General features: G+C 58.6%; 24 protein-coding genes. All 24 read right to left on the bottom strand.

Annotation, left to right across the window (positions count from 1 at the left end; genetic code table 11):
- The 24 genes from excA to I9H09_RS26710 all read right to left on the bottom strand — a co-directional run bounded on the left by excA (position 1) and on the right by I9H09_RS26710 (position 23,736).
- Positions 1–648, bottom strand: a complete 648-nt coding sequence (gene excA / locus I9H09_RS26825; RefSeq protein ID WP_024670621.1) for a plasmid IncI1-type surface exclusion protein ExcA — start codon at positions 646–648, stop codon at positions 1–3.
- Positions 645–890 carry a hypothetical protein gene (locus I9H09_RS26820; RefSeq protein ID WP_003344389.1) on the bottom strand — a complete coding sequence of 82 codons (246 nt, stop codon included), beginning with the start codon at positions 888–890 and terminating at the stop codon, positions 645–647. Before I9H09_RS26820 ends, excA begins: the two co-directional genes overlap by 4 nt.
- A gap of 103 nt (positions 891–993) precedes the next feature.
- Positions 994–3,138 (bottom strand): DotA/TraY family protein, encoded by a 2,145-nt coding sequence (locus tag I9H09_RS26815; RefSeq protein ID WP_236502562.1) that lies wholly within the window; start codon positions 3,136–3,138, stop codon positions 994–996.
- A 30-nt stretch (positions 3,139–3,168) separates the two neighbouring features.
- Positions 3,169–3,771 (bottom strand): conjugal transfer protein TraX, encoded by a 603-nt coding sequence (gene traX, locus I9H09_RS26810; protein ID WP_236502563.1) that lies wholly within the window; start codon positions 3,769–3,771, stop codon positions 3,169–3,171.
- Positions 3,761–4,975: a conjugal transfer protein TraW gene (gene traW, locus I9H09_RS26805; protein WP_236502564.1), complete on the bottom strand. Its 1,215-nt coding sequence runs from the start codon at positions 4,973–4,975 to the stop codon at positions 3,761–3,763. The genes traX and traW overlap by 11 nt, the downstream gene beginning before the upstream one ends.
- Before the next feature lie 10 nt (positions 4,976–4,985).
- A complete protein-coding gene (locus I9H09_RS26800; protein WP_248972616.1) occupies positions 4,986–8,042 on the bottom strand; it encodes an ATP-binding protein in 3,057 nt (1,018 codons plus the stop codon).
- Entirely contained in the window at positions 8,017–8,628 is a 612-nt protein-coding gene (locus I9H09_RS26795; RefSeq protein WP_103379627.1) for a conjugal transfer protein TraT, read from the bottom strand. Before I9H09_RS26795 ends, I9H09_RS26800 begins: the two co-directional genes overlap by 26 nt.
- Before the next feature lie 81 nt (positions 8,629–8,709).
- Positions 8,710–9,105 carry a DUF6750 family protein gene (locus I9H09_RS26790; protein WP_005769766.1) on the bottom strand — a complete coding sequence of 132 codons (396 nt, stop codon included), beginning with the start codon at positions 9,103–9,105 and terminating at the stop codon, positions 8,710–8,712.
- 75 nt (positions 9,106–9,180) lie between these two features.
- Complete coding sequence (traQ, locus tag I9H09_RS26785) at positions 9,181–9,723, bottom strand: conjugal transfer protein TraQ (protein WP_005769767.1); 543 nt, start codon at positions 9,721–9,723, stop codon at positions 9,181–9,183.
- A gap of 8 nt (positions 9,724–9,731) precedes the next feature.
- Positions 9,732–10,442, bottom strand: a complete 711-nt coding sequence (gene traP, locus I9H09_RS26780; protein ID WP_236502586.1) for a conjugal transfer protein TraP — start codon at positions 10,440–10,442, stop codon at positions 9,732–9,734.
- Entirely contained in the window at positions 10,439–11,797 is a 1,359-nt protein-coding gene (traO, locus tag I9H09_RS26775) for a conjugal transfer protein TraO (protein WP_236502587.1), read from the bottom strand. Before traO ends, traP begins: the two co-directional genes overlap by 4 nt.
- A 5-nt stretch (positions 11,798–11,802) precedes the next feature.
- Positions 11,803–12,861: a DotH/IcmK family type IV secretion protein gene (locus I9H09_RS26770; protein ID WP_080546526.1), complete on the bottom strand. Its 1,059-nt coding sequence runs from the start codon at positions 12,859–12,861 to the stop codon at positions 11,803–11,805.
- A 56-nt stretch (positions 12,862–12,917) separates the two neighbouring features.
- Positions 12,918–13,625 carry a DotI/IcmL family type IV secretion protein gene (locus tag I9H09_RS26765; protein ID WP_011107031.1) on the bottom strand — a complete coding sequence of 236 codons (708 nt, stop codon included), beginning with the start codon at positions 13,623–13,625 and terminating at the stop codon, positions 12,918–12,920.
- A complete protein-coding gene (locus I9H09_RS26760; RefSeq protein WP_005622158.1) occupies positions 13,622–13,975 on the bottom strand; it encodes a conjugal transfer protein in 354 nt (117 codons plus the stop codon). The genes I9H09_RS26765 and I9H09_RS26760 overlap by 4 nt, the downstream gene beginning before the upstream one ends.
- A 25-nt stretch (positions 13,976–14,000) precedes the next feature.
- Positions 14,001–18,287 carry an LPD7 domain-containing protein gene (locus tag I9H09_RS26755; RefSeq protein ID WP_236502588.1) on the bottom strand — a complete coding sequence of 1,429 codons (4,287 nt, stop codon included), beginning with the start codon at positions 18,285–18,287 and terminating at the stop codon, positions 14,001–14,003.
- 42 nt (positions 18,288–18,329) lie between these two features.
- The gene (gene icmT, locus I9H09_RS26750) at positions 18,330–18,617 is read right to left on the bottom strand and encodes an IcmT/TraK family protein (RefSeq protein ID WP_024670612.1); all 288 of its coding nucleotides are present in this window, start codon (positions 18,615–18,617) and stop codon (positions 18,330–18,332) included.
- Positions 18,618–18,645: 28 nt separating this feature from the next.
- Positions 18,646–18,891 carry a hypothetical protein gene (locus I9H09_RS26745; protein ID WP_024670611.1) on the bottom strand — a complete coding sequence of 82 codons (246 nt, stop codon included), beginning with the start codon at positions 18,889–18,891 and terminating at the stop codon, positions 18,646–18,648.
- Between the two features lie 36 nt (positions 18,892–18,927).
- Positions 18,928–19,479 (bottom strand): phospholipase D family nuclease, encoded by a 552-nt coding sequence (locus tag I9H09_RS26740; RefSeq protein WP_050586616.1) that lies wholly within the window; start codon positions 19,477–19,479, stop codon positions 18,928–18,930.
- Positions 19,476–20,060 carry a hypothetical protein gene (locus tag I9H09_RS26735; RefSeq protein ID WP_005769783.1) on the bottom strand — a complete coding sequence of 195 codons (585 nt, stop codon included), beginning with the start codon at positions 20,058–20,060 and terminating at the stop codon, positions 19,476–19,478. Before I9H09_RS26735 ends, I9H09_RS26740 begins: the two co-directional genes overlap by 4 nt.
- Before the next feature lie 197 nt (positions 20,061–20,257).
- Complete coding sequence (gene traJ, locus I9H09_RS26730) at positions 20,258–21,439, bottom strand: plasmid transfer ATPase TraJ (RefSeq protein WP_024670609.1); 1,182 nt, start codon at positions 21,437–21,439, stop codon at positions 20,258–20,260.
- A complete protein-coding gene (locus I9H09_RS26725) occupies positions 21,436–22,236 on the bottom strand; it encodes a type IV secretion system DotC family protein (RefSeq protein WP_011106981.1) in 801 nt (266 codons plus the stop codon). The genes traJ and I9H09_RS26725 overlap by 4 nt, the downstream gene beginning before the upstream one ends.
- Entirely contained in the window at positions 22,233–22,706 is a 474-nt protein-coding gene (locus I9H09_RS26720) for a DotD/TraH family lipoprotein (RefSeq protein ID WP_024670608.1), read from the bottom strand. Before I9H09_RS26720 ends, I9H09_RS26725 begins: the two co-directional genes overlap by 4 nt.
- Before the next feature lie 36 nt (positions 22,707–22,742).
- Positions 22,743–23,234, bottom strand: coding sequence for a lytic transglycosylase domain-containing protein (locus I9H09_RS26715; protein ID WP_003344347.1), 492 nt, complete (start codon positions 23,232–23,234; stop codon positions 22,743–22,745).
- 292 nt (positions 23,235–23,526) lie between these two features.
- The gene (locus tag I9H09_RS26710; RefSeq protein WP_003344343.1) at positions 23,527–23,736 is read right to left on the bottom strand and encodes a hypothetical protein; all 210 of its coding nucleotides are present in this window, start codon (positions 23,734–23,736) and stop codon (positions 23,527–23,529) included.
- Between the last annotated feature and the right edge of the window lie 70 nt (positions 23,737–23,806).

Raw genomic sequence — 23,806 nt, 5'->3', positions numbered from 1 at the left:
TCACGCCAGGCGTGGGATCTGCACGTTCAGATCACGTTCAAGCGCTTCGAGGTGGTCATGCACATAGCGGTTGAACGGTTGTGGGGTGCTGTACTGCTTCTGCTTGTGCTCCATAGCCCCGAGCGTGTCGTACCAGCGTTGCGCCCATGGGGTGGCGATCTCGATACGCGGCAGGTCTGGAAACTTGGTATAGAGGCGAAACATGCGGTTGCCTTCGACCTCGCGGTTGGTCCAGTCGTCCATAGTCAGGGCCACCACATCGACCTGACCTTTGCGAATCCTGTGCACATACAGGATGGTGCCGTTTTGGGTATCGATGCCCAGGTACTTGCCATCACCTTCGTGATAAATCTCATTGGCAGCGTCTGGTTCAAAAAACTGGTTAGATTTGATAGCCGTCGTAATTCGCTTCAGTAGACGACGGCGACTTAAAATTCCATGGATGAAAACGGTCAAAGAGACCAAGACAGGGGCCGCAAACAGTGCAGCAAATACAGAAAATCCGTAAGCGTCTTCACCAGTTGAGCCCGAAGCCGCGATCAAAAACAAAATTGCGAATATGAGCAAAAATGGAAACGCTAATAAATAAAGCCCTTTGAAGACCACGAACCACCCTTCTTTCGCTGTTTTCAGGCGCTGAACTTTCATGATTTTTCTCCTGTTTCCTTTTTCCTGAGTACTTTAGCGTCCGCCAGGCACTCAAGGGCAAATTGAACGCGGTAATCCGCTTCCCGATACAAATAATGCGACTCATCACGCAGGTAGTTTCGAAACCCCGACCATGACATACCGATCAGCTGGGCTGCGCCTCGGCGGCTAAGCCCAGCCTGATCGATAAGCCCGCACAAATAGCGCGGGTCAGGGTTGTGATGAATCGCGTTGGGCATCATTGAATGACACACCTCGTTGGCTGGGCACTACTTAGACAATAGCGGGTAACAACGAGACCCACGGCACCATTTGTCCGATAGCCGTGATCGATGATCGCCGTTGCTACTGGATTCCATCCCCATTGCCCCCTGCGCCAGGCTTCCTAGGCTGAATTTTAACGCCAGGGGTACGTTGTGCCCCAGAGCCAGCAGCACCAAACATGCCTTTCATGTTATCGACCATGCCGCCCATCAGGTTGGCCCCTTCTCGGCCTCCTAGAAACGAGATCACGTAGTCCGCCAGGGACGCCTGCAGGCCGAAGAGTCGAGTCACACCAAAGGTCGCAATGCGGGCATAGATCATCAGCCATCCGATCATCTTGAACAGCCCCACAATCGAGTCTGAGTTGGCATTGGCCAGCGCCGAGGCGAATAACAGATTCAGGATCGTCCCCCCAGCGACTACGGCCACCGAAGCAAAAAAGAACCCAAGTACCATCAACGACGGCCGGAGCATCATGTCGATCAGGAAGATATAACCGTAGGCACTACGGCTGCCCTTGTCTTCCTCGGCCCCCAAGTGCGTCGCAGCCCACATCGGCCCAGCCGCACATCCCACCAGCACACTGACGACCCAGTTGAATACCCCCATCATCCAGAACAGGAAGGGCACAGCAGGCAGAAATACGGCCAGCGAAAAACCGATGGCCAGCAGGGCGAACATGACGAAATAGAACATTGGTGCAAGCGCGCCCAGCACGTCTTTCACCACCGCCCCTAAATCTACCGCAAATATTTTGGCCCCCCAGCCCAACGGCGAGTTGCTGGCCGATGAGGCAGCGGCCCAAGTCCCGGCATAGGCCGCCATAAGTGTTTCTGTAACCCCTAAAGTGTAGTCACCAATTGTTTGCATCTTGATAAGCGGGTTCACTTGGTTGGAAAAGTCTGCCTCGGTACCGACACGCTGAGTGGCAAAAAAATTGGTAATCCCCTGCATGGGCGATTTGAAAACGTTTACAAACACCGAATTCGGGTCCTTCGCCGTCGCTGCCGCCCCATCATCCTTAGCCGTCTGCGTACCTAGCGGCGCTGTGTAGGTACTGTTTTGCACCTGCGATTTGTAGGCCGCAAACACCTGGTTATACAAATCGCCGGTACCGTGCTCGCCCAGGTTGCTCATCCCCATGACAATCGGAGTCGAGCTGGCCACGTCGTTGGTTTTGTTATTGGCTGTGGCAAAGGTGTGATACCAACTGCCCAGAGCCACCCAACCACTGCTTTTGATCTGGCTTGAAAGCTGGCTCTGTAGCGTGTCCTTGAAGTCGATCTTGTTGATCGCCTGGTTCACAGTGTTTTCATAGGCGGCGGCTGCGTTCTGGATCTGCGTTTCGGCGTCCTGAAAACTCCCCACGTCCTGGTCACGCTTGCTCAGGTAGGTGTCTACGAACGCCTGTGCCGCTTGATCCAGGGTGCTCTGCATGGTGTCTAGCGCTTGGTGCTGCGCCGTGATCACCCCACTCGTGTCCACGTCACTGTCAAACAGCAGGTTCCAGGTCCCGGTGCGGCCCGTATTGGGTGTTTTGGCAGAACCACATACCGCGCTGCCGTTGCCGGTGTCGTATTGGCCGTTGCCCCCCTTGGTGGTAATCAACGGGGTATTGGCTTCGCCGTCCCCGTAAAGCGCTTGCAGCTCACGGTTGATCGCGTACTTGCACAGGTTCATTTCGAAGATGCCGCGTGCCGCGCCTCGGGTCACCGGGGCCGTAGGTTGCGTCACCATCGAGTAGCCGCTGTCCATCATGTCCACAGCTTTATCGGTCAACAGATTGGCACTGCCAATACCCATCGTAGAGGTAGCCCAGAGCATGACCAGCTGGGCCAGTGACCAACCCGATTGCGTGGGCAAAATCATGATGAAGCCGCCGAACGTCATGATCGGGTACAGCGCAGATCGACCGCCTGCGAAAAACTGTCCCTGATGCCCGGCCTTCACGATGGTTTTCATGGTGATGGTCAGAAACCAGAACATGGCCAGCACAGCCAGAAAGCCATTGATAATGGCGAACAGTGAGCCAATCAGTGTTGGCTGTGAGGGTGCAAATGGATCGACTGCTACTTGCCCAAAAATCATCACCAGCGCCTGGCGCGAGAGGTCATTGGGCTTTTGGGCAGCCGCTGCGATGGTCTGATAATCCACACTGTCGGCCATTGCCGGCACAGAAAAGACCAGCAGTAAACCGACCCACCAAAAGCGTTTTAGGAGGTTCATGGTAACTGTCCCGCTTGAATGAGTCTTTTGTTAGCCGAAGTGACCGAGCGTCAGTACCTGCCGGCACCATCGGTTTTCGATGAGGAAATCTTCAAAGGCGCCTCGTTCCGCTACGCTGACGCGCCGTTCCCGCAACTGCCATAGCCGGTAAGTGGCGATTAGCGTTTGCGCAAACCCCCAACTGGCCAGAGCCATCAATAAAAGCAATGTCACCGCAGCCCGCAGGAATGTGCCCGAAGGCAAGCTGAGGTTTGCCAACAGCAGCATGATCAGCAGGAACAGGCTCAAGGCCCCACCACTCGCCATCAAGCACCACCATGCAGCCCGAATGCGCTGGTAGGACCTCACCAGTTGCTCAACAGATCTGCTGGAACGCTCGACTGCTTGTACCCAGCTGATACCGACTGCATCTGCCTCAGTCGTTGCTGACGCCGGGGTCAGCAACGTCTTCAGTAGCTTCAGCTTTTGCGCCGTCGGTTTTGTGCCCCGGCGATAGATCACCGCCAGGTCAGAGAACGGGTTGAGGATCGACAGCCCCACATGGCAGGCGCGCCGTAAAGGTGTGTCCGAATGCTTATCGTCCCGCGGCGATTGTTCGTCCTCGTGCTTTGTTGTGTCACGTTCAGTTTTCATGGGCGGTGACTCCCGAACTCATTTTTGCTCCCAGTTCCTGAAGCTGCGGAACGTATTTGGCGTCTGCCGCCAGGGCCAGTTGCTGGCCGGCAATGATGTTGGCCTGGCGTTGGTCGTTTTTGAGTCCCAACTGCAGCCAGTTGCCCAGGCTCTGCACGCGCACCAATTCACGCATCAGGTTGTCTCCGCTCAGGGCCTGAAGGTCGGTTTCATAGGCGGTATTGGCATAGCGCCTGCCCACCTCGAAAGCCTCGAACTCGCGCTCGCTCATCACCCCGGTGCGTTGTGCTTGCTGGCTGCCCGTTGAAGCGAAGTACTCCGCCGCTGACGGATTCTGTAGCGCCTCTTGCAATGCCTCCTGTGTGGCCGGATTGGCCTGACTGGCGGCGATAATGTCCAGCTGCGGTTGAGTCGCGGCGCTCTGAATCGCCTTGTACTGGGTCATCAGCCCCTGATACTCACGTCCCGTGGCCGACTGGATATCGCCCTTGCCCGGTGCCCGCCCCCCGTCATGGCGTGCCGAGTTCTTCATGTACGCCATGCCCGCATCGACTTGATCCTGATTGAACGTCAGGTCGGGGGCCTTGCCCACGGCTCCCGCCCCGTCGATCAACGAGCGCATTTCGATGTCGCCCCCAGGCAAGCTGGAGACCTGCGGGCACAGATCAGTACCGCCGTACTGGGCCGATTCGCTTTGTGTGCAGTACTGCGCGTGCATGGCGGCACTGCGATAGCCACCCTGACGCGAGGCCACGGGCTCGGAAGCGATGGTCTTCTGCACCACAGCACTGCCGACGCCTGCCCCGCTGGCCAGCACCGCCGTTTGCGCACGGCTCACCTTCCCCACCGTGGCCGCGACCCCAGAGGCCGACTCGCTGCAGATGCTGTCAGCGACCGAGTACTGTTCTCGGGCACGCTCCTGGCGCTCGGTCTGACGGCCAAAAATATCGGCCTCGCGCTGGGCACGTGCGGCCTCAGAAATAACCGCGACCTGCTTGTCACTGGCCTGCACGATGGCCGTGCCGATTTGTGTCTCAGTGGTCAGGATTTCCGCCAGGGTAGCTTGAAGGCCGGCCATGGCCGGCATTACCTGCGCCGTAATGGGCACGCTGGCCGTGACGGCCACCGGCTGGACGTACGCTAGGACCTGTTGTGTTTGCAGTACCCCCACGGCTATCGCTGTTAACGCATAAAGTCTTTTCATGATCATTGCCTCAAATGTTGTAGCCGCGCCGTTTGATCAACTCGTTGGCCAGCGTGCGAATCACGTTATTGGAATCCGCTTCACCCGCTTGCTTCTGGCGCAGCGCGATGAGTTTTTCTGCCGTGCCCTGGGGAAAGGCTTCGGCCAGGATGGCGCGAGCCGTGGCACCGCCGACGGCGTCATATAGCAACCTGCGCAGGGCACTGTCAGTCGGTGAAGAACCCAACGCCCATAGCTCCAGGGGCCCCATGGCGTTTTTCAGAATGCGCGCCAGGGTGCCGCCACCCTTGATTCGGAACACTCCCAAAAACGGTACGCCGCTGCCATCCGCTGCTGGACCTGAGCCCAAACGCTGAAAGCGCTGCAGAGTGACCTTGGGCACTTTGATGGTGTCGGTCAGAAGCTTCTCGTCCTTGGGGTCCACCTCCATCATGTACAGCGAGTTGGCCGAATTCAGAATGGCGTCGGGAAAGTCGCTCACGTACTGCGAGGACAACACCGTGCGTATGCCGAATTTGCGTTGCTCACGGTCCTGGGTTTCCAGCATGGGAAAGATGAAGGGCACCTGTTTCGCATTGTGCAGCTCGTCGTAGACCTTGGTTTTGACCTCCTGATCCAGCTGCTCCAAGCGGTCGAGATGCATGGGGTGGTAAAGCGTGGGCACCGCCTCCAACAGCTCATCCCGGTATTGCGGCAACACAAAATCGCCCCCCGCCACCTGGCCCGCAAACAGGAACATGATTCCGGTTTTCAGGTGGCCAGCATTGGTGGTGTTATCACCCATGACATTGTTCAGATCGATCGCGATCACTCGCGTGCGTGGACTGATCAAGAACTGCGTACGCCCGGCCAGCATCTTGAATTCTCTACAGGCGTCAGTCATGCATCGGTGCAAGTACTCCAGCAACAGCTCCTGACTGCCATCGCGTTGCACCCGACCATAGGCGCTCTGTACGTCTTCATGGTTCAGGAAGGTGGTCATGTCGGCCAGTTCCGGCACCGCTTCGAACTGGGCCAGCTGCGCTTCCTTAACAAAGCCTGCTTCAAACAACAGATCGCGCACCTCATACCAGGTACTGCTATCCCACCACTGGGCCGGATAACGCTCGATCAACCCGCTTTTTTCCAAGGCAGTGTCCACTTCGGGGACGACCCCGCGCCCCCAGCGTCTGGGGCTTTTTTCGGCATTGGCGGTATAGGCCATGCTGATGACGCGGTCCAGTATCTGCCGGGTATCGCGTTCGTTAGGCGGATTGCCGGTAGAGGGATCAATGCACATGGCCGTGAGCATGCTGATGATCCAGTTACGCTCGGGGGCGATCGGAAACCGCGCGCCCAGCTGGATATCGAACAGGTTCCGGCAATGCTTGGGGCTGTTCTGCAGCACAATGCCCACGACCTCGTCCTTACGATCCGGCGGCAGACTGTCGCGCAGCAAGGCGACTTGACCTTGCATCGAGAAACCTTTGTCCACCCCCGCCATGAACGGTAATCGCTGCTGGGCGCTGGACACCGTGACATTGCCCAGCTTGTTCAGCAGCACCGACTTGCCCTGGCCGGAAGAGCCGGTGACCACACTGGTGAGCTTGTTCTGCTTGGGGGTGGCCAGACCGACCGGATAGAGCTTGCCATCGAGCGTAGCGAACAAGGCGTTGCCGTCCTCCTCCCAAGCCGAGGCCGGGCGGGTCAGCGGCAGCAGGTTCAGCGCCTCTGAAAGCGGCGGATACAACAGGTTCGGGCCACTGCCTTTGCTGGAAGCCACCAGCGTCGAGGCCCATGCGCGTACCGGGTTGCCGAAGGTTTGCGTCACCTCGCACACCCCCCAGGCCTGAAAGGCCTGGGTCAGCAGCGTCAGATGGCGCGTCACTGCGGCCTTGCTGTCACCCCAGGTGGAGGCCATGATCGTCATGACGCATACCGGCTCTTGTTGCTCAACCTTTGTCAGCGTATCGATGGAATTCCATATGGGCCGAAGCGGCGGTACAAACGCCATGAAGTCCAACGTGCCTTTTTTCATGCCCAGCGACTTCATGCCTCCAGGCATCAGGTCCATGCGTACGCGCCAAGGCACGCCGCGAGGGACCAGCGCTTTGAGCTTGGCAAAGGTCTGCGGCGTCTGCGGCCCCAGGACTACAGACAAGGTGCCATGCCACATCCCATTGACGCAGAGCTTGTTGCCGTTGGTTTCCATGTCCTGGTTCATCAGCTGAAATTTCAGCTGCGGGGCCAGAAACGGTGTGTGATCGTCGCCGTTACGTACACCATGCGGGGTGATCGGATCATCAGGGAGCAGCGGGTACCAATGCTCACTGGTACCGAGCCGGTCCACTTGAGCGCGCAGCGCCTGGCCCACTGCATGGGCATCGAGCAGTTCCAGCAGCACACCCTGGCCGTCATCTTTAAAGGCAGCTTCCACAGCGCTCATGAAGGCGTCGTGGCGAATTTTCAGGCCGGCCATTTCAGCCAGGACCGGATTTTGTCCATACCGTGCATCCGGGCTTTGCCCGATCAATTGCTTGATACGGCGATTTTCGTCGATCAGTTCATGCGCAGAGAGCGTCTTGCGCCCGGTGTAACACACCAGGTAGCAGCGCTCGCGCGAAACCCAGGGGGCCAGCTTTTCAACGTTTTCGTCCAGGATCGGCGTCAAGTCGATGCCGGTCCGTTTGACAGAAGCGTACTGAGGGGCCAGCAGGCGTTCGACGTCCTCGCGGCCTCGATCAGGGTCATCATCGAACACCAGGCTGATTTTGTGTCCATGTCGGCGATAGTGGGCTGTCAGCGCATGCATCATGCGCTCCAAGCGGCCGGCCCAGGAATAAGGGGCCTCCAGGGGTGCCGCTTCGTCGGTGTCACAAAAACTGCCGGCAACGGCATACACCGAGCAGTAATCGCCATCGTCGTTGACCAGTACATACGGGGCATTGAGGGCTGGGTGGCGAGTGCGATCGTCGTCCGTCAGACGCAGTACCGTGTTCAAGTCGCAATAGTCGGGCAGATCGCGTGATACGGCAAACCGGGAGGTTTCTGTGATCAGGTCTTCAACCCAACGGATCAAGCTCGGCATAAAAGTCACTCCGTTTATAGGTGTCCCAGCTGCGGGAGGAAAGTGCCCCCGCGACCGTTTTGCCGGTGGGCAGTAATAGCGACAGATCCTCGAACATGTCCGCCGGCAGGATCAGGACACAGCCTTCCAGGCGGTTTCGAAGGGTCGAGCGCTTGTGAGGAGGAAGACGCTGAAAGGCCATGGCGAATTCGCCGGCACGTGTCGTGCCCCAGGCTTGTTCCACCTCACGGCCATGTCGAGCCAGCCAGAGCAGAACCCTTTTTCCTTGGGCACGCTGTGTGCGGGTACCACCGAGAATGGCAATCAGCGCACGGCGCTGCAGGTGATGCACATCCGTCATGGCCATACCCGGCAGATAGGCCAGCAGTCCATGAGCCGCCGTTGGGCTGTCCAGGTGCCCGGCCAAGTAGCACAGGGTGCAAACAGCGTGTGAGGCGGTAAACCCTGATCGGGCCCCCTGCCACAGCTTTTGAGTCCACAGTCCACAGCAAGCGCACTGCTCGCCAGGCATAGCCGTCGGTACCGGCGTTTCAGGATCACCGCTGACATCGAGCATCAGGGGGATATGCGATAGATCAACATCCATAGCTTCGCCTTCTGCAAGCTTCAGAATTGGGTTTCGGAGGGGAGGCCCTGCGATGACCGAAGTCACCGCAGGAGGGTTGGCTTAGCCCACATCCACGGGTGCCAGGCCAACTTGAGCTTGCGAGCGCTTGATGATTTCCGGGATCACTGCCAGGCACACGCCAAACAGGATGGACCCCACGATATGGCCAGTTTTGATCTGAGGGTTGTCCTTTTTGTTCTTGGCAGCAACCAACCCAGTGATCACAAACACTACCCCCACAAACTGAGCAATGGTCAGCGCATTCTTTTGCAACGACTTGGCGCCCACTGCCGCCGAATTACCCATCCCGGCAATGTCGGCACCGCCGGCACCGGCAAAAGCCAGCACTGGGTTGGCAGCTATCGCTGCCGCCAGGCCTTTCAATATGTGTTGACGCAGACCATCTTTGAAAATCGACAGGCGAACAGCAGCGCACAGCATTACGTCTTTGGACATAGCCAACTCCTATGGATTAATAAGCAGGGTGTAACAATCGAAGGTGCGCCGAGGCGCTTTGGAATCCCGATCTGCTTACAGCAGGCCGAGGGTCTTTTGCAGGGCGCTCAGCAGATACGGACTGCAGACGCAAAAAACGCCCAGAATAAACTTGAGGGTGCCGCTTGAAACGTCCTGACTGGCCGACAGGCCGGTGTGCCCGTCCTTGAACGAGCGTTTCCAGGAGAGCATGCCTTGCAAGGCAAACCAGACGCCCAGCATCCGCACCAAGCTCAACACGGCGTTGGCCGCGTCGGCTGCCACACCAAAGGTGCCCACGTCCACGTAGCTGATGGCGTCGAAGGTTGCGCCTTGCCAACCAAGCTGACGCGCTGCGGCACCGATCATTTGATCGAGGCCGACCAATCCACCGCAGAGCAGCAAAACGGCGATGACCTTGCCGCCGCCTTCGGCCTGGCCAGGCGCTTTGCGAGCCGCGCTAGCGTGAGTCGCAAGATAGGTCACCGCCCCAGTCACACCCAGCAGCCCGCCCAGGGTAAAAGCCAGGTTGACTAAGGAACTCAGCAGGTTGTGGGACAGATTGACCAACATTTGAATCGCGTCAGTACTGCCGTCCATGATTTACCTCATTTGATTGTGCCCGCGCTGGTCAGCACTTCACGGGCCTGGGGATTGATGCCGGTGACGGTCACCTGGCCCAGTTTCTCGCCGGGACTGACGGCCCAGGTCTTGTCCTGCCAGTACACCCAGGCCATGCCGTTCTGAATGGCTTGCACGCGCATGCCATTCAACGGCGAACGTGTTTTAGCGACAGGTTTGCTGGCCTGCTGTGCAGTGGCCGTCGCGCCAGGTCGTCCTTCAAGGAAGGACAGACGTGCTGACAAGACGCTGTTTTGCGCTTGTGCCTCGGCCAATTGCTGTTGCAGCGCCTGTTGTGCAACACCCTGAGTCTTGATCGTTTCGGACAAGCGCTGGATCGCGGTGCGATTAACCTCTGCGTAGGTACGCACCCCGCCGATCATGGCCGCGACCTCGTTCTTGAATTGGCCCAAATCAGACTCGGCAGCGGCTGCAACAGGGGGGGTACTCGACTGTTCAGCGGGCAAAGGTTGCTGTTCGAAGTCATTTTCAAAGGCCAGACGATTGACTGACGCGGTTTTCTCGGGGCCAAACAAGTACCAGCCAGCCAGTGCCAATAACAGGGCAATGCCGATCAGCCAGGGCAGTGAAAGCCCCATGACGATCGGGCGTTGCCACACGCTACGACTGGGAGCCTGGGTGGGAGCCGGCATTTCAATAGTCGATGCCTTGGGCTCTGCTGGACTGAACTCGCTCATTGTTGACTCTCCTGCAGCTTGCGCTGCGCCTGGATTCGCGTCTGGGTCTGCGCACGCCATTGATCAGGCGTCAGCGGTTGGGCTGGGGACTGGGGTTGTGCCGACATGACGGCCTGAGCGGGAGCCGCAGGTTGCACCGTTTCACCGCTTCGCCCTGGGGCAACGGCATCACCTGCGTATACGCCTCGCATGAACTGAATAGCGACCACCTGCCCCTTGAACACATTGACTTGGGTAGCCGGGGTGCGGGCGGCGTCTTCAGTCAGCACTTTGGCCGCCTGACCGGCGGCACCGCCCAGAATGGTGCCGGCGACGGCGGTACCATCCGGCATGCCCGGTCGGGCGGTCTGGGTGGAAAAGCCATTGCTGAGGACCTGAGTATTGGCCTGCGAATACATATCGCTGATATTGCCAATGCCGCCCAGGACCGCGGGCAACACAATGCGTGACATGTAGCGGTGATTCACTTCAGAGGCCACGTTGGCCAACAGGGTGTCGTCCTGAAGCGCGTAGGCATCGACTTTGTAATTCACGCCCTTGAAAGCCATTTCAGTGAAGTGGATCACCACTCCATCGCCGGCTAACCTGGCACCCTCGGGTGCCTTGAGCACAGCCCCGGCATACGGTCCGGACAGCTTGCCCAGCACCGGCGTGGTGCTGTTGTCCGAGTCCACACCGATATCGATCACGCCAGCCCCGCGCCAGTAGGGCGGCACCACTTCGACAGGTGAATAGGGTTCTGCGGTGCTGTTCATGGAAGCGGTTTTCAGCTTGGCACCTCCCGGCAGGGTTTCACTCCAGCTGTCATAGCCTCCAGCAGAACCCGTGGTCGTATCGCCTGAGCCATTCAAAGCGTTAGTTCCCCCTAAAACATGGGCGAAGACCAGTCCGGACTGCCGCTCTTCGGCTTTTTTTTCAGGATTGATCCGTTCTAGTAATGCCTTCAGACGCGGGTCTTCCTTCTTTTCGGAGTCTTTTGAGTTCTCGTCCTGACGAGTACGGCTACGCCGGGCGGTAGGCTCTGCCTGAGGGGCAGGCTTGGCCTTCGTCACAGGCAGCATCACGCTCGTCTGCTCCATGGGCATACTGGCAATGAAGCTGCTGTTTTCGTTTTTAGCCGTGCTGGCCCCTTCCTCGTTGTATTGCTTGAGCAGATCGCGATAGGCAGGGCTTTCAGTGCTGTGGCTGCGCGAAGCTTGTGCCACTCGACCCAGGTCTACCTTCGATTGCGCCGGCGCAGGTCTGGCCAGCCAGTCCCAGAGGTAATAGGCACCGCCAAGAAAGACCACCAATGCGCCTCCAACCAGCGCTGCAGTGAGTTTCATGTCGCGTTTGGCATCGTTTTCGTTTGCCATGATGCTTACTCCAAGGCGACGTTGAGGGCCGCTGTGTGGCCCATGACCGAGAACGACACATAGGGCGTCACGGGTAATTTCCAGAGATGCGTACCGTCTGCCGACGACAACGTGGATTCGAACTCGTCCCGGATATCAGCCCGCGTGCGGATGTACAGGTCGTCACCCATTTGCCACACCGTGGTGTCTGGCACGTTGCCGGTGGTTTTGAGCTGTTTGGCCTCCTTGGGTGGAACGCCATCGAGAAACCCCTGCAGCACCCGATCGTGCAAGCCGATACGGACCTCGGGAGCGGCGCCTGGCTGAGCACCTGGCCCACGCCTGGGCACACGCAAGTCCAGGCGAGCGTCCACTGCCCACGTCTGGGCCTTGGTATCCGACTCCCCGCTGCTGACGTAGAGCATGATCGGCACGGCCAAACCTTTCAGGTAAACCGTGACGTTTCCGCTGGCAAAAGGCTTTGCGGCGTACAAGACCATGACCGGGCTATTGGGCACGTAATACGGCGTGATATCGGGGTTGCCACTGATGGGCGCGGCGCCCAGGTTCCACGGCGCGCCGGTACTGTCGATAAAGGTCAAGGAAGTGGGGTAGTTCACCGCCGTGCGCACCAGCGGCAAACTGGCCCCCGGCGACAGATTCACCGTTTGTGCGCTGATTCTCGGCACAATGGCGACCTGCGGAGAGGCCATGGCCTTGTCAACCTCTCCAACCTGTCCGCGCAGTTGCCGAATCTCTTGGGGAGTCAGCGGAGAAACGCTGTCCTGAGCCTTTTGAAAAAGCTCGGATGGCGGCGGAGGGAGCGGATCATTTCCAGACGGTTGCTGAGCTGGTGCTGCATTCACATGGCCATTACCTTGTGCCGGCGATCCGGCTTTCTGTGCTGCTGGGTTTACACCCACGCCCGTAGCCCAGCCCGAAGGTGCAGCCCCCGCAGCAGGCGTCACAGGGGCAGAGGGGGGAACCGCAGATTTAGCCGGAGCGGCCTCTGGGCTGACAGTTTCATCCGCCCAGGCGTAGCCGCTTGCCGCTAGCCATAGGGCCAGCGCAATTGAAGTTTTCATAGGAGGTTCCTGTCTAGCGGAGCCGATTAAACGCGCACCAAATGCACCAGTGCGTATCAGTTAGCGTTGGTGGTAATCACTTGCGTGACTTCCAATCCTGCGTTTTTCACGCGTACGTCCGTCTGCTGAATGCGCAGAGTAAAAATGAAGCGCTGAGGCGGACTGCCCGATTGCTGACCATCCAGCTTCAAAGTCACGGGGTACTGGTACTCCCAGGCAAACTTGTCCCCGATCGTCCCGCTACCGCGAATCACACCTGGGCCAACGTCTACCCAGAGGTTCATGCGCTGATCCTTGACCGCTTTGAGCAGGTTCGAGGCCACCAAGGCTTTGTAATAGTCCTGGAAGCCCACTTCCGAGTAGCGTTCGCCCAGTTGGGTCATCTGATCGCGGTAATGCACGAAGTCCAGAGTGAAGCTCTGGCGAATGGTGTCGGCCCCAAAGGCCGACACGTCACGCCTGCTATGCCCTGGTTTGTCCGTAGGGATGATCTTGGTCACGCGACCACCCTCGGCCGCGAAGTACTTCACCGGAGGATGGGCGACCTGCCAGCCCAAGTAGCCATTCACGCTGACCGATAGCACCAGTGCCGGTGCCATCCAGAGCACTGCGGTCAGACAGCGATGGGCGAATGCCGCACCTAACGCACGGTCACGCTGCAACTGCATGGCATGCTCAAACGTGTGCTGATCTTCCGCCGTGGGGAGGTGAGGTATTTCCAGAGACTCTTCCACGGGCAGCAACTTCTCTGATGAGTCAGTCACAATGAACCTCCTACGGACTGCCACGGGTCCGAGCCGCTGGGGATGTGGCTGTTGATCTTGTCCACCGCCGCCTGGCATACCTGATCGGCCACCTGGTTCATCAGGTCTTCCAGGCTTGGAAACGAGGGAAGGCTGATGCTGGTGGTGCGAATGCGCGACAAGCAATCCTGGAGTTCGTCTGAGACGGTGCGCTCGCGCTCTGCCCACACGTCCGACGCCTTCTTGGCCCGCTCATACGCAGTCTGACTGCCCACACTGGCCGCTTGTCCTGAGCGGCAAACTGCTGCGTTTCCCACAACGGGCAGGCAGCACACAACCATCAGCAGTGCACCGCACATGCTTTTCTTCATGATGAGTTCCTTTGCTGTTTGCGTTTTACACCGGACGTGGATCGCTCGGCTGTACTGACGGTGCCGCTGTGGGAGCTGACTTTGGGAGGGTGTTTTCCTCTTTCCAGCGCTGATCGAAGCCCAATAGGTTGTGCAAGGTCGGGGGCATCTCGCCAGGCGCGTCAAGCTTGCCAATGCGCACAGCACTGTCGCCTTCGAGCTTGAAAGCAATGTGCTCTCTCGAAACCGGCTCGCCACCAGAGCGGTTGATGCCATTGCCCGTGCCGATCGGCAGCAGGCCTTCGGGGGTAATGGCGTTAAACACCATCGACGGCCCTTCGTCACGGCCTGGCAGACTCACCAATACATGCTGCATCTGATCCCCCTGACGCACTACACCTTGCAGGTAGGGACCATCGCCGCGCACCAGGTACATGTCCAGATGGCCATCCTGTGACCAACTGCTGATGACGGGTTGTCCCGCTGTGTTGTTGGGGTCGATCGGCGGCCGAGGGGCTGACAGCTCGTCACCCGTTTTTGCGCTGCCTTCACCGTTTGGGGTCAACCAATACAGGCCATCCGTGGGTGGAGTGGGCAAGGGAGCCTCCACGCCCAGTTGCGCCAGCCAGGCTTGTTGCACCACGGCGAAACGCCCGGCGTCATAAGCGCCGAGTTTGACGCCCTCATCCTGGCCAGAACGTACTGCGGGGTTACCCTCTACCTTAAGTGCCCATTGGTTGCGATGGACGTCTTTATCGTCATAACCCACGGTGACGCCCTGCTCGTTTTTGCGGGGCACCTTGACGGTAACCGGATGATTGCCCAGCCACTGCAACGTCACCATCTTGCCTGGCTGCACACGGGTTTGGCGCAGCAGCCCCGCCAGCTCCTTGCCCCAAAAAGTCTGAACACCGTTCACGGTACGCAGTGTGATGAAGGTGCTCTCGGGCTTGTCTGGCTCAAAACGAAACGGCTTCTGGCCAAATTTGAGGATCTTGCCTGTCACGCCATCCTTGGCCGCCTGGAAAGGCTGATGGATGGCGGGCGACACCTGCTGATTCGCTGACGTTGCAGGCTGATCCGATGCTGGAGCTGCCGAGGGCGGATTGATGACCGGTGCGTCCGGCTGTGCCGGTGGTGCAGGTTGAACCAGTGGCCGCTGCAGACCCTCAACGTCCAGCGGCTGATAAGCAGTACTTGCCGAAGCGGGCGCAGACGAATGTACCGGCGCGGCTTGTTGAGGTTGCGGTGCCGAGGGCTTCGCCTGTGACGGCTGTGGACCACCATACGGCGGTGGGGTATCACCATGAATGGCATCAAGCGTTACAGGTGGCTGCTTCAACGCGTTACGGGCATCGTCCAGCAACATTTGCTGCGCAGGGTTCTTCATCTCCACATTGATCTGGTGCTGAGCAATCAGCTCGATGGCTTTTGCCTTGAATTCGTCACTGCCGGTCAGTTCGATGCGCCCCCGGTAGAACTGTGCTGCCGTGAGCAACGCAGCTATTACCTTCTCATCTTCCTGACCTGCGCCTTGGACCATCTCCAGGCGCGACCCACGGTCAACGAAAGCAGGCTCGGCATCGAGCTTGTAGAGCACCGAATTGTCACCTTGAACCTCACGGCTGATGCGGGCCAACAGAGCGTCTTTGTCGATGTTGCTGGCTTGCAGTTGTGGCTCGTCGGCACCTATCGGAGCCCCTACGAAGATAGCATCCGGTACGACCGCCGGGCCGGTCTTGCGTGCTGTGGTGAAACGACGCGGCAGGGCCCCTGACACCGGAACCTCCACGTCTGAAAGGCTTTCATTGTCTTCGTTTTGAGCAGGCCCTGCCGGTGCGATTATCGGTTGATCCTCAGCGACGGGGGAAGTGTCAGGATCAGCCTCTACTGACGCCTGTTGTTTAGCAGGAGGCGCAGCTGGTTGAGCGGTCTCGTTCGACTGCTCTGGCTCGGCCGCCGCCAAAGGTGGCCGGTTGAGTACAGGCGCGTCGGAGGACATTTCTTGGTCTGTCGCCGCAGGTGGTGCCGCCCTCTTCTGATCATCCACGTTGGCAGAAGAGCCTGGGTCGGCCTCTCCCGGTGCCTGTTGTTGAGCAGAGCGCGCATCTGGTTGAGCGGTTTCGTTAGACTGCTCTGGCACGACCTCCGCCGAGGTAGGCTGGGTGAGTTCAGGCGCGTCAGACGGCGTGTTGCGGTCTGTCGCCACAGACATTGTCGCTTTGGGCTGTTCGTCAACGATCGCGGAAGCGTCAGGATCGGCCTCTACCGACGCCAGTTGCTCAGCAGGTGACAACGCCAAAGGTGGCTGGGTGGATACCTGCGCGTCATCAATGCCAACAGGTGCTTCAGTGACCTGGGCAGTTTCGGGCGACTGGCTTTCAACAGATGACGCTTCAGATGCAACCGGTTGAGCACTACGGGTCTGCGGCGGTGCGGATTGATCCGGGACCTGTATTGAAGCTGCAGGCGCTGCATCCAGTTCCAGCGTTTCTTGCGCGGGAGTTGCTACCTTTTGCGCAGTATTGTCCGGGGGCTGAGTGTTCGAATCTGTCGGCATGGTAGTTACCTCTTCATACGGTCGAATCAGGGGAGCGGTCTGTTCGCGCACCGCGTCCAGTCCTCGTGATTGGTGAAGGTCGTTGAAGTCCGTGAACCCACGGGCAATTTCGGCGTCGTTGAACGTTGGATACAGAACCTGGCCCCCCACCGCTATGGCCGCCTCATTGGCCATGATCAACCCCTTGTTCACGTCCTTGGCATGATCGAAATCCGCCATGAACAGGTGCCGACTGTCGGGATACTGCTGATGCAGCACCTTGGCCACCGCCACCATGTTGCCGGCGTCAATGGTCATCACCACCGGCAGGCCGGTGGCCAGGTTCAGGCTGCGCGCAGTGGCATAGCCCTCGGCATACAGGATGGGGTTGACCGGATCGAGCGAGCCGCCCACCACCAGGAAATGCTCTTGTTTGGGGGCATCCTTGAAGAGGAACTTCTCACCCTCGGGTGGGATGTACTGCAGCGTCTTGAACGTTCCCGAGGCATTAAAAAACGGCACCACCAGGGCACCGTTTCGTGTTTGACGAATGTCGGGCGTCGGGGGTATTCCCTTCCGCACCAGGTAGGGGTGCGCAGGGTCTGCGGCGGGCAGCCGGTCGTAAAGTCTCTTGGCAGCCAACGTCTGCTTGGCGTAGGTAACAGCGCGATCACGAGCGGCGTCTTCCTGGGCTTGCTTGGCCCCGGCCCGAATGTGCAGGCGGGTGATCGGATCAGATTCACCGCCAGTCGCCGCCCAGTTGGTCACATCCTTGGGCGAATCGGCACGGTGGTAGTTGATGAACCAGCCTGCAGGGCGACGATCCAGAAAGCCACAATAGACGCCGCTTTTCTTGCCGTGCTTGTCATCGACCGTCGCGACACGCTGCCGACTACCGTTCATCACCGGCATGCCTTTGACGACCAGGCCGGCTTGAGTCAGTACATCCAGAAACTCTGATTCGGCGTCCCCTCCCCCAGCGCGGCGACTTGGATCAGGCAACCAGTCGGTGATGCGATCAAGGTCACATCCAGGTCTGGCAAACCACAGCTTTTCCTCTTTGTTCCAGGCAATGGCCGCACGACCGTCACTGAGTCGTCCGGCAGACAGTCGAGCCTTATCACGATCATCAGGCGGCACGGCCAGCCAAACCGGGTATTCGGATGTGCGAGGGGCTGTTTCAATCTTGAACTGGGCATTGTCCGACGCTGGGAAGTTCTGTTGCGACCGGCTTCGATCATGCAGCCCTTCAGCAACCATGCTCGTCAGATTGATAAGGTCACTGATCTGCATGGGGCGAGAGCGATCTATGCAGGTTTCACGAAAAGATCGAGCACCTTCAAGAGTGTTGGCATGGGCATCCGGATCAATCTCTTCGCAGGCGAAGGCAAACACTTCCTCCGCTCTACGTAAATCGCTGATCCCCGGATAAAGCTGATCAACCTTGGTCCAGAGGGCTGCCGTGCTGGGCTCGGTACGCGCATCAATCAGCGCGTTTAGGACTGCTCTTTTTTCGGCGGGGTTGAAGGTGTTGATCCCAAAGTGTCCAAGGATTTCGTGCCTAAGAGATCTTGTAAACTCTTCGTCCTTACTAAAGTTGGCAGTGGCAAAAACGGCTCGTCGTCCTCTAGGATGAAATGAACCGAGGATGGTTCCAGCGGCTTCTCGGGTGGCTTGCGGTCCATAAAGCTCCTCCTGGGTTTCTCTGATCTTGTAGCTGATGGTGGACGCTACCGGGTAGGTCGCACAGAATTCAATCACTAACTTTTTTGCATGATCAATGGTTAACGTCATTGTCTCTCGCCTCCATTATGGGCGCCATTTGCAATAGCAAGTTCATCGCTCCCCCCTTTCGGTAAAGCGTCGATACCACCAGGGCCGACCGGACATGCGCTTGCCGCGCAACAGGTAAGCCAGTCGCATCACCAGGACCTTGAACGTCCACCCAAAGAACGAGAGCAGCCGAAAGCCGCCAATAATGGCGGTGATGACGCAGAGCGTGATCATGCTGGGGAAGCGAAACCACGCCAGGTACAACAAGAACAAGGGGGCTGGTATGCCGTAGAGATTGAGAAGGCGTGAGGCGTCGCGCCAATAGCCCGGTTGCAGTTGCTGGTCAGACATGGATGACTCCTATGCTGCGGTTGGGCCGCTAGCCCGATTCGTGATCTCCTTTTTTTGCCGGCGCGAGTTCCGGGAACTCAACCAGCAATGCCTTGTTGCCCTGGGCGATGTGTTTCATCACTGCCAGTCTGATGTTTTCACGCACGCTCCCTGTCGATACGAAATACATGCCCCAGGCCTGATCGGGCGTGCAATGGCCGATCTGTTCCTCAATGTCTCGGAAGGCCTTGCATTCGTCTGGGGTTGAGCAGCACTGCTGAGTGTTTTGGCACATGACGTTCCCTTCCCTAGTCGTTTCACCACATCCTCTTCAGTAAGTCGGCTGATAAGGCTGGCCCTGTACCCAGCGTGATTGCCAATGCTCCAGGTACACGCTGGCCACCGCAGGAACGTCCCACATCACCACCGCATTTTCGCTGTTGGCCTTGGCAGCCGAGGCCGAGTAGTTGAACGAGCCGGTCTCGACGTTCTGGCCATCGGTGATGATCACCTTGTCGTGCTGAATCTTGTACGCACCGTTGGTGCGCACAGGGATTTGCGCGTTGGCCAGCAGGTTCATCGCAGCGCGACTGGCCCTGTTGTCGTTGCCATGGGCATCGACCACCACCTGTACATCGACGCCGCGCCGTTTGGCTTGCACTAACGCCTTGACCACGCTTGGAGAGGTGAAGCTGTAGGCCATCAGCCGTATCTGCTGCCGGGCTCGCTGGATCACATTGAGTACCAACTGCTCCGCGCTGCCCTCGGGTGAAAAACCCACCTGTATTTCAGCCGCCTGAACGGTAAAGGACAGATTGCACAGCAGCACCGAGGCCAGCAGCCCACGACTGAGCGGTCTGGTTAACGCCGATAGGGCAGTCATGACTCGGCACTCTGTTCAAGAGCGCTGGGTACTTCTCGATGCGCTTGTGCTTGTTGCACCAAAGGCTCAGTCATGGCGTGGCCCCTCTTGGCAGGCTTGCACAGGGCTGCACCGAGATTTTCAGCGGCAACCTTGAGCCATTCGTTTGCATCACGCATGGCACCGGCGTCTATGGCTGTGTCGGTCTTGTCCTGGCGGCACAACATGAGAAACTCATAGGCTTTCTTGACCTGATCGATCTGCTCCCGACTATCCTTCTCCGACCCAGCCAGTTCGGCCTTCAGCTGCTCGATCTCGGCCTGGAGTGAGTCGACGATTTTCGGAGCCTTGCCAGATCCAATTGGCGAAGCCTGCACCATTGCTGCCAGTACCTGCGCCATGTCGTTCCACGAAACACCTATGAACTTTCCATCAGGAGCGCACAGCTCCAGTAACTTCTCTCCGCCGCGCAGACACATGAGATGCGTCGGCTCAAAGATGGATTCGAATCTGGCGATTTCGCCTTGCAGGAATTTGATCCGGTCCCGACTGCCTGCCAGGAGGCAGCGAAGTGTCTCTATCTCTTCGAATTCGTTGCTCATTTCAATTCCTTCGCGCGTTGCGCATAGAGGGTCTGACGCTGCGTCGAGCAGGCCTTGTGGTTTCCGCATTACCTAGGGATGGGGGGCATCCTTGCCTGCATTTCGAAGGTCGGCTTCAGGTCGAGCAGTGCTTCCACCCGAACTGGGCCACGCCTTGTTTGCCAGACTGGCGGGACTGAAATGCACCAAAAGCTCAATCATGGCTTTGCCCGCTGTTCGAGTTCCCGCAATTGAGAGGCGGTCATGGCCACCGCCAGTTCACGCCGGTCAATGCGCCCTTCCAGATGAAGACGCCAGGCATGATCAGCGAAGCGTCGTTGCTCCAAGCGAATAATGGAGTCGATATGCCGACCCCATTCGGGATAAGGCATGCTGGCCAGCTTGGCGCGCAGCCCATCATCGAAGATGATGTATTCGCGCACGGCCTGGCGCTTGCCATCGGTGGTGCGCAGCAGCTTTTGCACGATGATGTATTGCAGAACGCTCAGTAGATCGTGGGCCGTAGCCTCGCGCATTTCCGAGGGCACCATGGTCAGGCACCGTGGAATGGCCTCTCCAGGCGAATGGATGTGCAAGGTGCTGAGATTGAAATGGCCCACCTGTCCGGCCAAAACGGCGGCCTGGAAGGTTTCCAAATCCCGCATTTCACCCACCCCGATGATCGACGGTGCCCGGCGAAGATCTGCCCGAATGCCTTCGGCATAGTTGGCAACGTCTCGACCTATCTGCAGCTGCGTCGAGGCCAATACATCCCCTGGACGCGCGAGAATGAATTCGATCGGGTCTTCGATCGTGGTCACCTTGCGGTCAGGATCGGTGTCCAGGCAAAAGCGGTAGATAGCGGCCGCCTGGGTACTTTTACCCGACCCCGTGATTCCACCAATGAGTCCTAGACCATTGGACGGCAACAACGCTTCGAACAGATCCTCTTCCAGCCCCATCTTTGTTAGATCCGGGATATCAGATGGAATGATCCGCATCGTCAGTGCGATGGTGGTGTCCAGTCGCCCAGCAGTGGCCTGCACAAAGTTGCAGCGAAAGCGTAATCGCTCGCCACGCTCCAGGCCGTAGCGCTGGTTGATGTCGCCATCCAGCTGTATGGCCCGGTCTACAGGCCGACCACCGCGTACCGTCGGCCGGATTTCAGGGCTGAACAGATCATCGAGGAGCTTGGACCACGTATCGTCAGCCAGCACAAACCGGCTGGCCTGGCGCAAGCGACCTTGATGCCCTACCACCAGGTGGTTACCGCCCTGGATGTGAATGTCGCTGGCTGACTGCCGTTCACACCAGACGAAAAAATCGCGCAAGGTGTCTGCATTCAGCCCGTCTTCAAAAGCGTAGGGGGCAAACTCCATTGTCTGGGCCGTCTGGGTCATGGCTGCACCTTGCGTATCACCGGATGCCACTGAGTTTTGTCGGGAACAAAGCCGGCGTTCTCCTTGAGGCTTCGTACGCGATCGCCGGTGGTCAGCTTCTGCCGATCCCCCGTCACGGTCTGCTGTTGATCCGTGACTACCGGCGCCGTGATGAACCCCTGGCGCAGTAACTGCGAGTACATCAGCATGCCCCGGTAATCTCGGGTCAGGCGGTTGAAATTGGCTTCAAGGGTCTGATCGGCACTTTGCCGCCCTTCACCCCAGCCCTGGCGGACCGCCGCTTGCCAAAGCGCCTTCTGCAAACGGTTTTCAGGTGTGACTGCCACGGTTTCATCAGGGCCCGACGATGACAGGCCCGCCATCAACCAGGTACGCCACGACGGTGGGTTGCTGACGAACCGTTCGGGCACAATGATTTCGTAAACATGGCTTGCAGTGCGTATCTGCCGTGGCGTGATATGGGCCACGTCCACCGCCTCGTCGATGACTGGCGGTAGCCAGCCCTCACGGCTGATCAGGGTCCGAAAGTCATACAAGGTGTTGAGCCGTCCGATCTGCCCCTCCAATGCCTGGCGTAATTCCCACACGCGCTCAGCCTTACCGCCACGAAACCCTGTATTGCGTCCCGATTCCTCCAGCAGTTGTCGCCGCGATTCGGTCACGTCTGCTGACGGCGGGTCAGCGGGGACAAGATAGCTTTCCAGTGGCGCCGGCGTGTCGGCGGGTGTGGAAGGTGGCGTATGTCCACACCCTTGCAGGCCCTGCAACAGGACAAGCGTCAGAATTGATTTTTTCACTGACGCCCTCCCGCCTTCTTGGCAGGCTCCGCCTGCGCAAAGGCCAGGGTCAGTTGCCCTGGAAGCTGGGTCAGGGTCGCACGCCAGGCTGTTTGCATCTCGATCAGACGCAACAGATTCGCATAGGAGATTCCATTGACCTTGAGGTTCACCGGCAAGGGCAGGCGCACGCCGGTCCAGGCAAACGTCTGACCGCGCTGGCGGGCCAGATGGGACAGCAGCTCAATCGCGTCACCGCTCCAGTCAACCGCGACCAGGTCGCTCCGAGCACGGATAGCATCGGTCGGCAGGGTTGACCGGGTATTTATCGCACCTTCCATCCACAGCGTTTCTTGCTGTAACGCAACCCGATCAAGTACCGGCGCAGCTGTCGCAGAAGGCGTAGGAGCCGCCGGCGGCTTCTCACAAAAACTCTGGCAGCCAGACAGCAGCAATGCCGCCGCCGGCGCAGCCCAAAGGGAGTATTTCATCGATAGTCTCCTGACACCCCAAACCGGGCGCAGTCATTAACGGATAGCGAGGTGGGCCGGTGCAGCGCCCAATGCTTTGAGGCGGTCGTAGACGTTGCGCACTTGCTGCGCGTAATGCAGGCGCCGTTGCTCCTGGCGTTGCGAAGGGTCAAAGCCTGCGTTATACGAACCTAGGCAACGCCAGGTATTGCCGCACACACGAAGATGTTGAGCCAGTACCCAAGCCCCCGCCTGAACGTTAAAGCAGGCGTTGGTGAGCAGGTCCTCCGCTCGCGTGATCAGTCCCATCCGGACCAGTCGGTTAGCGTTGCGCGTGCTGATCTGCATGACGCCGTAGTCGGTGCTGAGCACTTTTCCAGACGAATCGCGGTTAAGGTTCACTGCACCAGGCTGCAGCTTACTTTCCTGTATGCCGATCGCTTGCAGTAGCACCGGATCAACTCCATAGCGCTGGCCAGCCTCCTGGAAGCAGAAAGCAGAAGCCTGCAACGGCGCCGACAATGCCAAAACCAGCCATAGGCAGCGCATGGCTAACCCCCGGAAACAGGCACAGGCCTGACGGGAGCTTTGACTGCGGGAGCCTGTGCTTTAGCGGTCGGTTTGACCTGTGCTGACACGGGAGCAAAGGAAGGAACAGCGCTGGTCTGGTGCAACCGGCTCTGCGCCTGGCTCACCGAAGAAGCGCTCTGTCGGATCTGCTCATCCACCCATTCCCCCGCCGGTTCCTGTGCGAACTGGGCGGTCGGCTGGCTGCACCCTGACAGAGAGATGAGCAGCACGGAAAAAAGGAGTCTCTTTTGCATTGCGACCTCCTCAATGACTACCTTTTGGAGTCATCAACCATTTTTTGGATAGCCGCTTCCAGGAAGTTATCGATCAGGTAGCGTGCAAGTTCCGAGGGTGAAATCTGCCTGCTGCTGTTGGTTTCATAACTCACCCGTATCGCGGCTTTGTTGAGCGCCTCAACCCTGATCGGGCGGATATAAACGCTTGATGTCTTGGTGGTCGCTTCATCTTCAGATGACGCCATGGGAACTCCTAAGGGCTGTGAGAACGCAAAAAAACACCGCCTGGCTAAACCAGGCGGTGAAATGGGAAAT

Source organism: Pseudomonas tremae, from assembly GCF_023278125.1.
GTDB lineage: Bacteria > Pseudomonadota > Gammaproteobacteria > Pseudomonadales > Pseudomonadaceae > Aquipseudomonas > Aquipseudomonas tremae.
The sequence above is the reverse complement of the archived record's forward strand: the minus strand, read 5'-3'. Positions and strand labels throughout refer to the sequence as shown.

What these genes read in the sequence shown, in the direction of transcription:
- I9H09_RS26735 (WP_005769783.1), bottom strand. Translation starts at nt 20,060, where the DNA reads ATGAGCAACGAATTCGAAGAGATAGAGACACTTCGCTGCCTCCTGGCA.
- traO (WP_236502587.1), bottom strand. Translation starts at nt 11,797, where the DNA reads ATGGCAAACGAAAACGATGCCAAACGCGACATGAAACTCACTGCAGCG.
- traJ (WP_024670609.1), bottom strand. Translation starts at nt 21,439, where the DNA reads ATGACCCAGACGGCCCAGACAATGGAGTTTGCCCCCTACGCTTTTGAA.
- traQ (WP_005769767.1), bottom strand. Translation starts at nt 9,723, where the DNA reads ATGGACGGCAGTACTGACGCGATTCAAATGTTGGTCAATCTGTCCCAC.
- I9H09_RS26815 (WP_236502562.1), bottom strand. Translation starts at nt 3,138, where the DNA reads ATGAACCTCCTAAAACGCTTTTGGTGGGTCGGTTTACTGCTGGTCTTT.
- I9H09_RS26710 (WP_003344343.1), bottom strand. Translation starts at nt 23,736, where the DNA reads ATGGCGTCATCTGAAGATGAAGCGACCACCAAGACATCAAGCGTTTAT.
- I9H09_RS26715 (WP_003344347.1), bottom strand. Translation starts at nt 23,234, where the DNA reads ATGCGCTGCCTATGGCTGGTTTTGGCATTGTCGGCGCCGTTGCAGGCT.
- traP (WP_236502586.1), bottom strand. Translation starts at nt 10,442, where the DNA reads ATGAGCGAGTTCAGTCCAGCAGAGCCCAAGGCATCGACTATTGAAATG.
- I9H09_RS26740 (WP_050586616.1), bottom strand. Translation starts at nt 19,479, where the DNA reads ATGACTGCCCTATCGGCGTTAACCAGACCGCTCAGTCGTGGGCTGCTG.
- I9H09_RS26760 (WP_005622158.1), bottom strand. Translation starts at nt 13,975, where the DNA reads ATGAAGAAAAGCATGTGCGGTGCACTGCTGATGGTTGTGTGCTGCCTG.
- I9H09_RS26820 (WP_003344389.1), bottom strand. Translation starts at nt 890, where the DNA reads ATGATGCCCAACGCGATTCATCACAACCCTGACCCGCGCTATTTGTGC.
- I9H09_RS26755 (WP_236502588.1), bottom strand. Translation starts at nt 18,287, where the DNA reads ATGACGTTAACCATTGATCATGCAAAAAAGTTAGTGATTGAATTCTGT.
- I9H09_RS26720 (WP_024670608.1), bottom strand. Translation starts at nt 22,706, where the DNA reads ATGAAATACTCCCTTTGGGCTGCGCCGGCGGCGGCATTGCTGCTGTCT.
- traW (WP_236502564.1), bottom strand. Translation starts at nt 4,975, where the DNA reads ATGAAAAGACTTTATGCGTTAACAGCGATAGCCGTGGGGGTACTGCAA.
- excA (WP_024670621.1), bottom strand. Translation starts at nt 648, where the DNA reads ATGAAAGTTCAGCGCCTGAAAACAGCGAAAGAAGGGTGGTTCGTGGTC.
- I9H09_RS26745 (WP_024670611.1), bottom strand. Translation starts at nt 18,891, where the DNA reads ATGTGCCAAAACACTCAGCAGTGCTGCTCAACCCCAGACGAATGCAAG.
- I9H09_RS26800 (WP_248972616.1), bottom strand. Translation starts at nt 8,042, where the DNA reads ATGCCGAGCTTGATCCGTTGGGTTGAAGACCTGATCACAGAAACCTCC.
- traX (WP_236502563.1), bottom strand. Translation starts at nt 3,771, where the DNA reads ATGAAAACTGAACGTGACACAACAAAGCACGAGGACGAACAATCGCCG.
- I9H09_RS26770 (WP_080546526.1), bottom strand. Translation starts at nt 12,861, where the DNA reads ATGAAAACTTCAATTGCGCTGGCCCTATGGCTAGCGGCAAGCGGCTAC.
- I9H09_RS26790 (WP_005769766.1), bottom strand. Translation starts at nt 9,105, where the DNA reads ATGTCCAAAGACGTAATGCTGTGCGCTGCTGTTCGCCTGTCGATTTTC.
- I9H09_RS26795 (WP_103379627.1), bottom strand. Translation starts at nt 8,628, where the DNA reads ATGGATGTTGATCTATCGCATATCCCCCTGATGCTCGATGTCAGCGGT.
- icmT (WP_024670612.1), bottom strand. Translation starts at nt 18,617, where the DNA reads ATGTCTGACCAGCAACTGCAACCGGGCTATTGGCGCGACGCCTCACGC.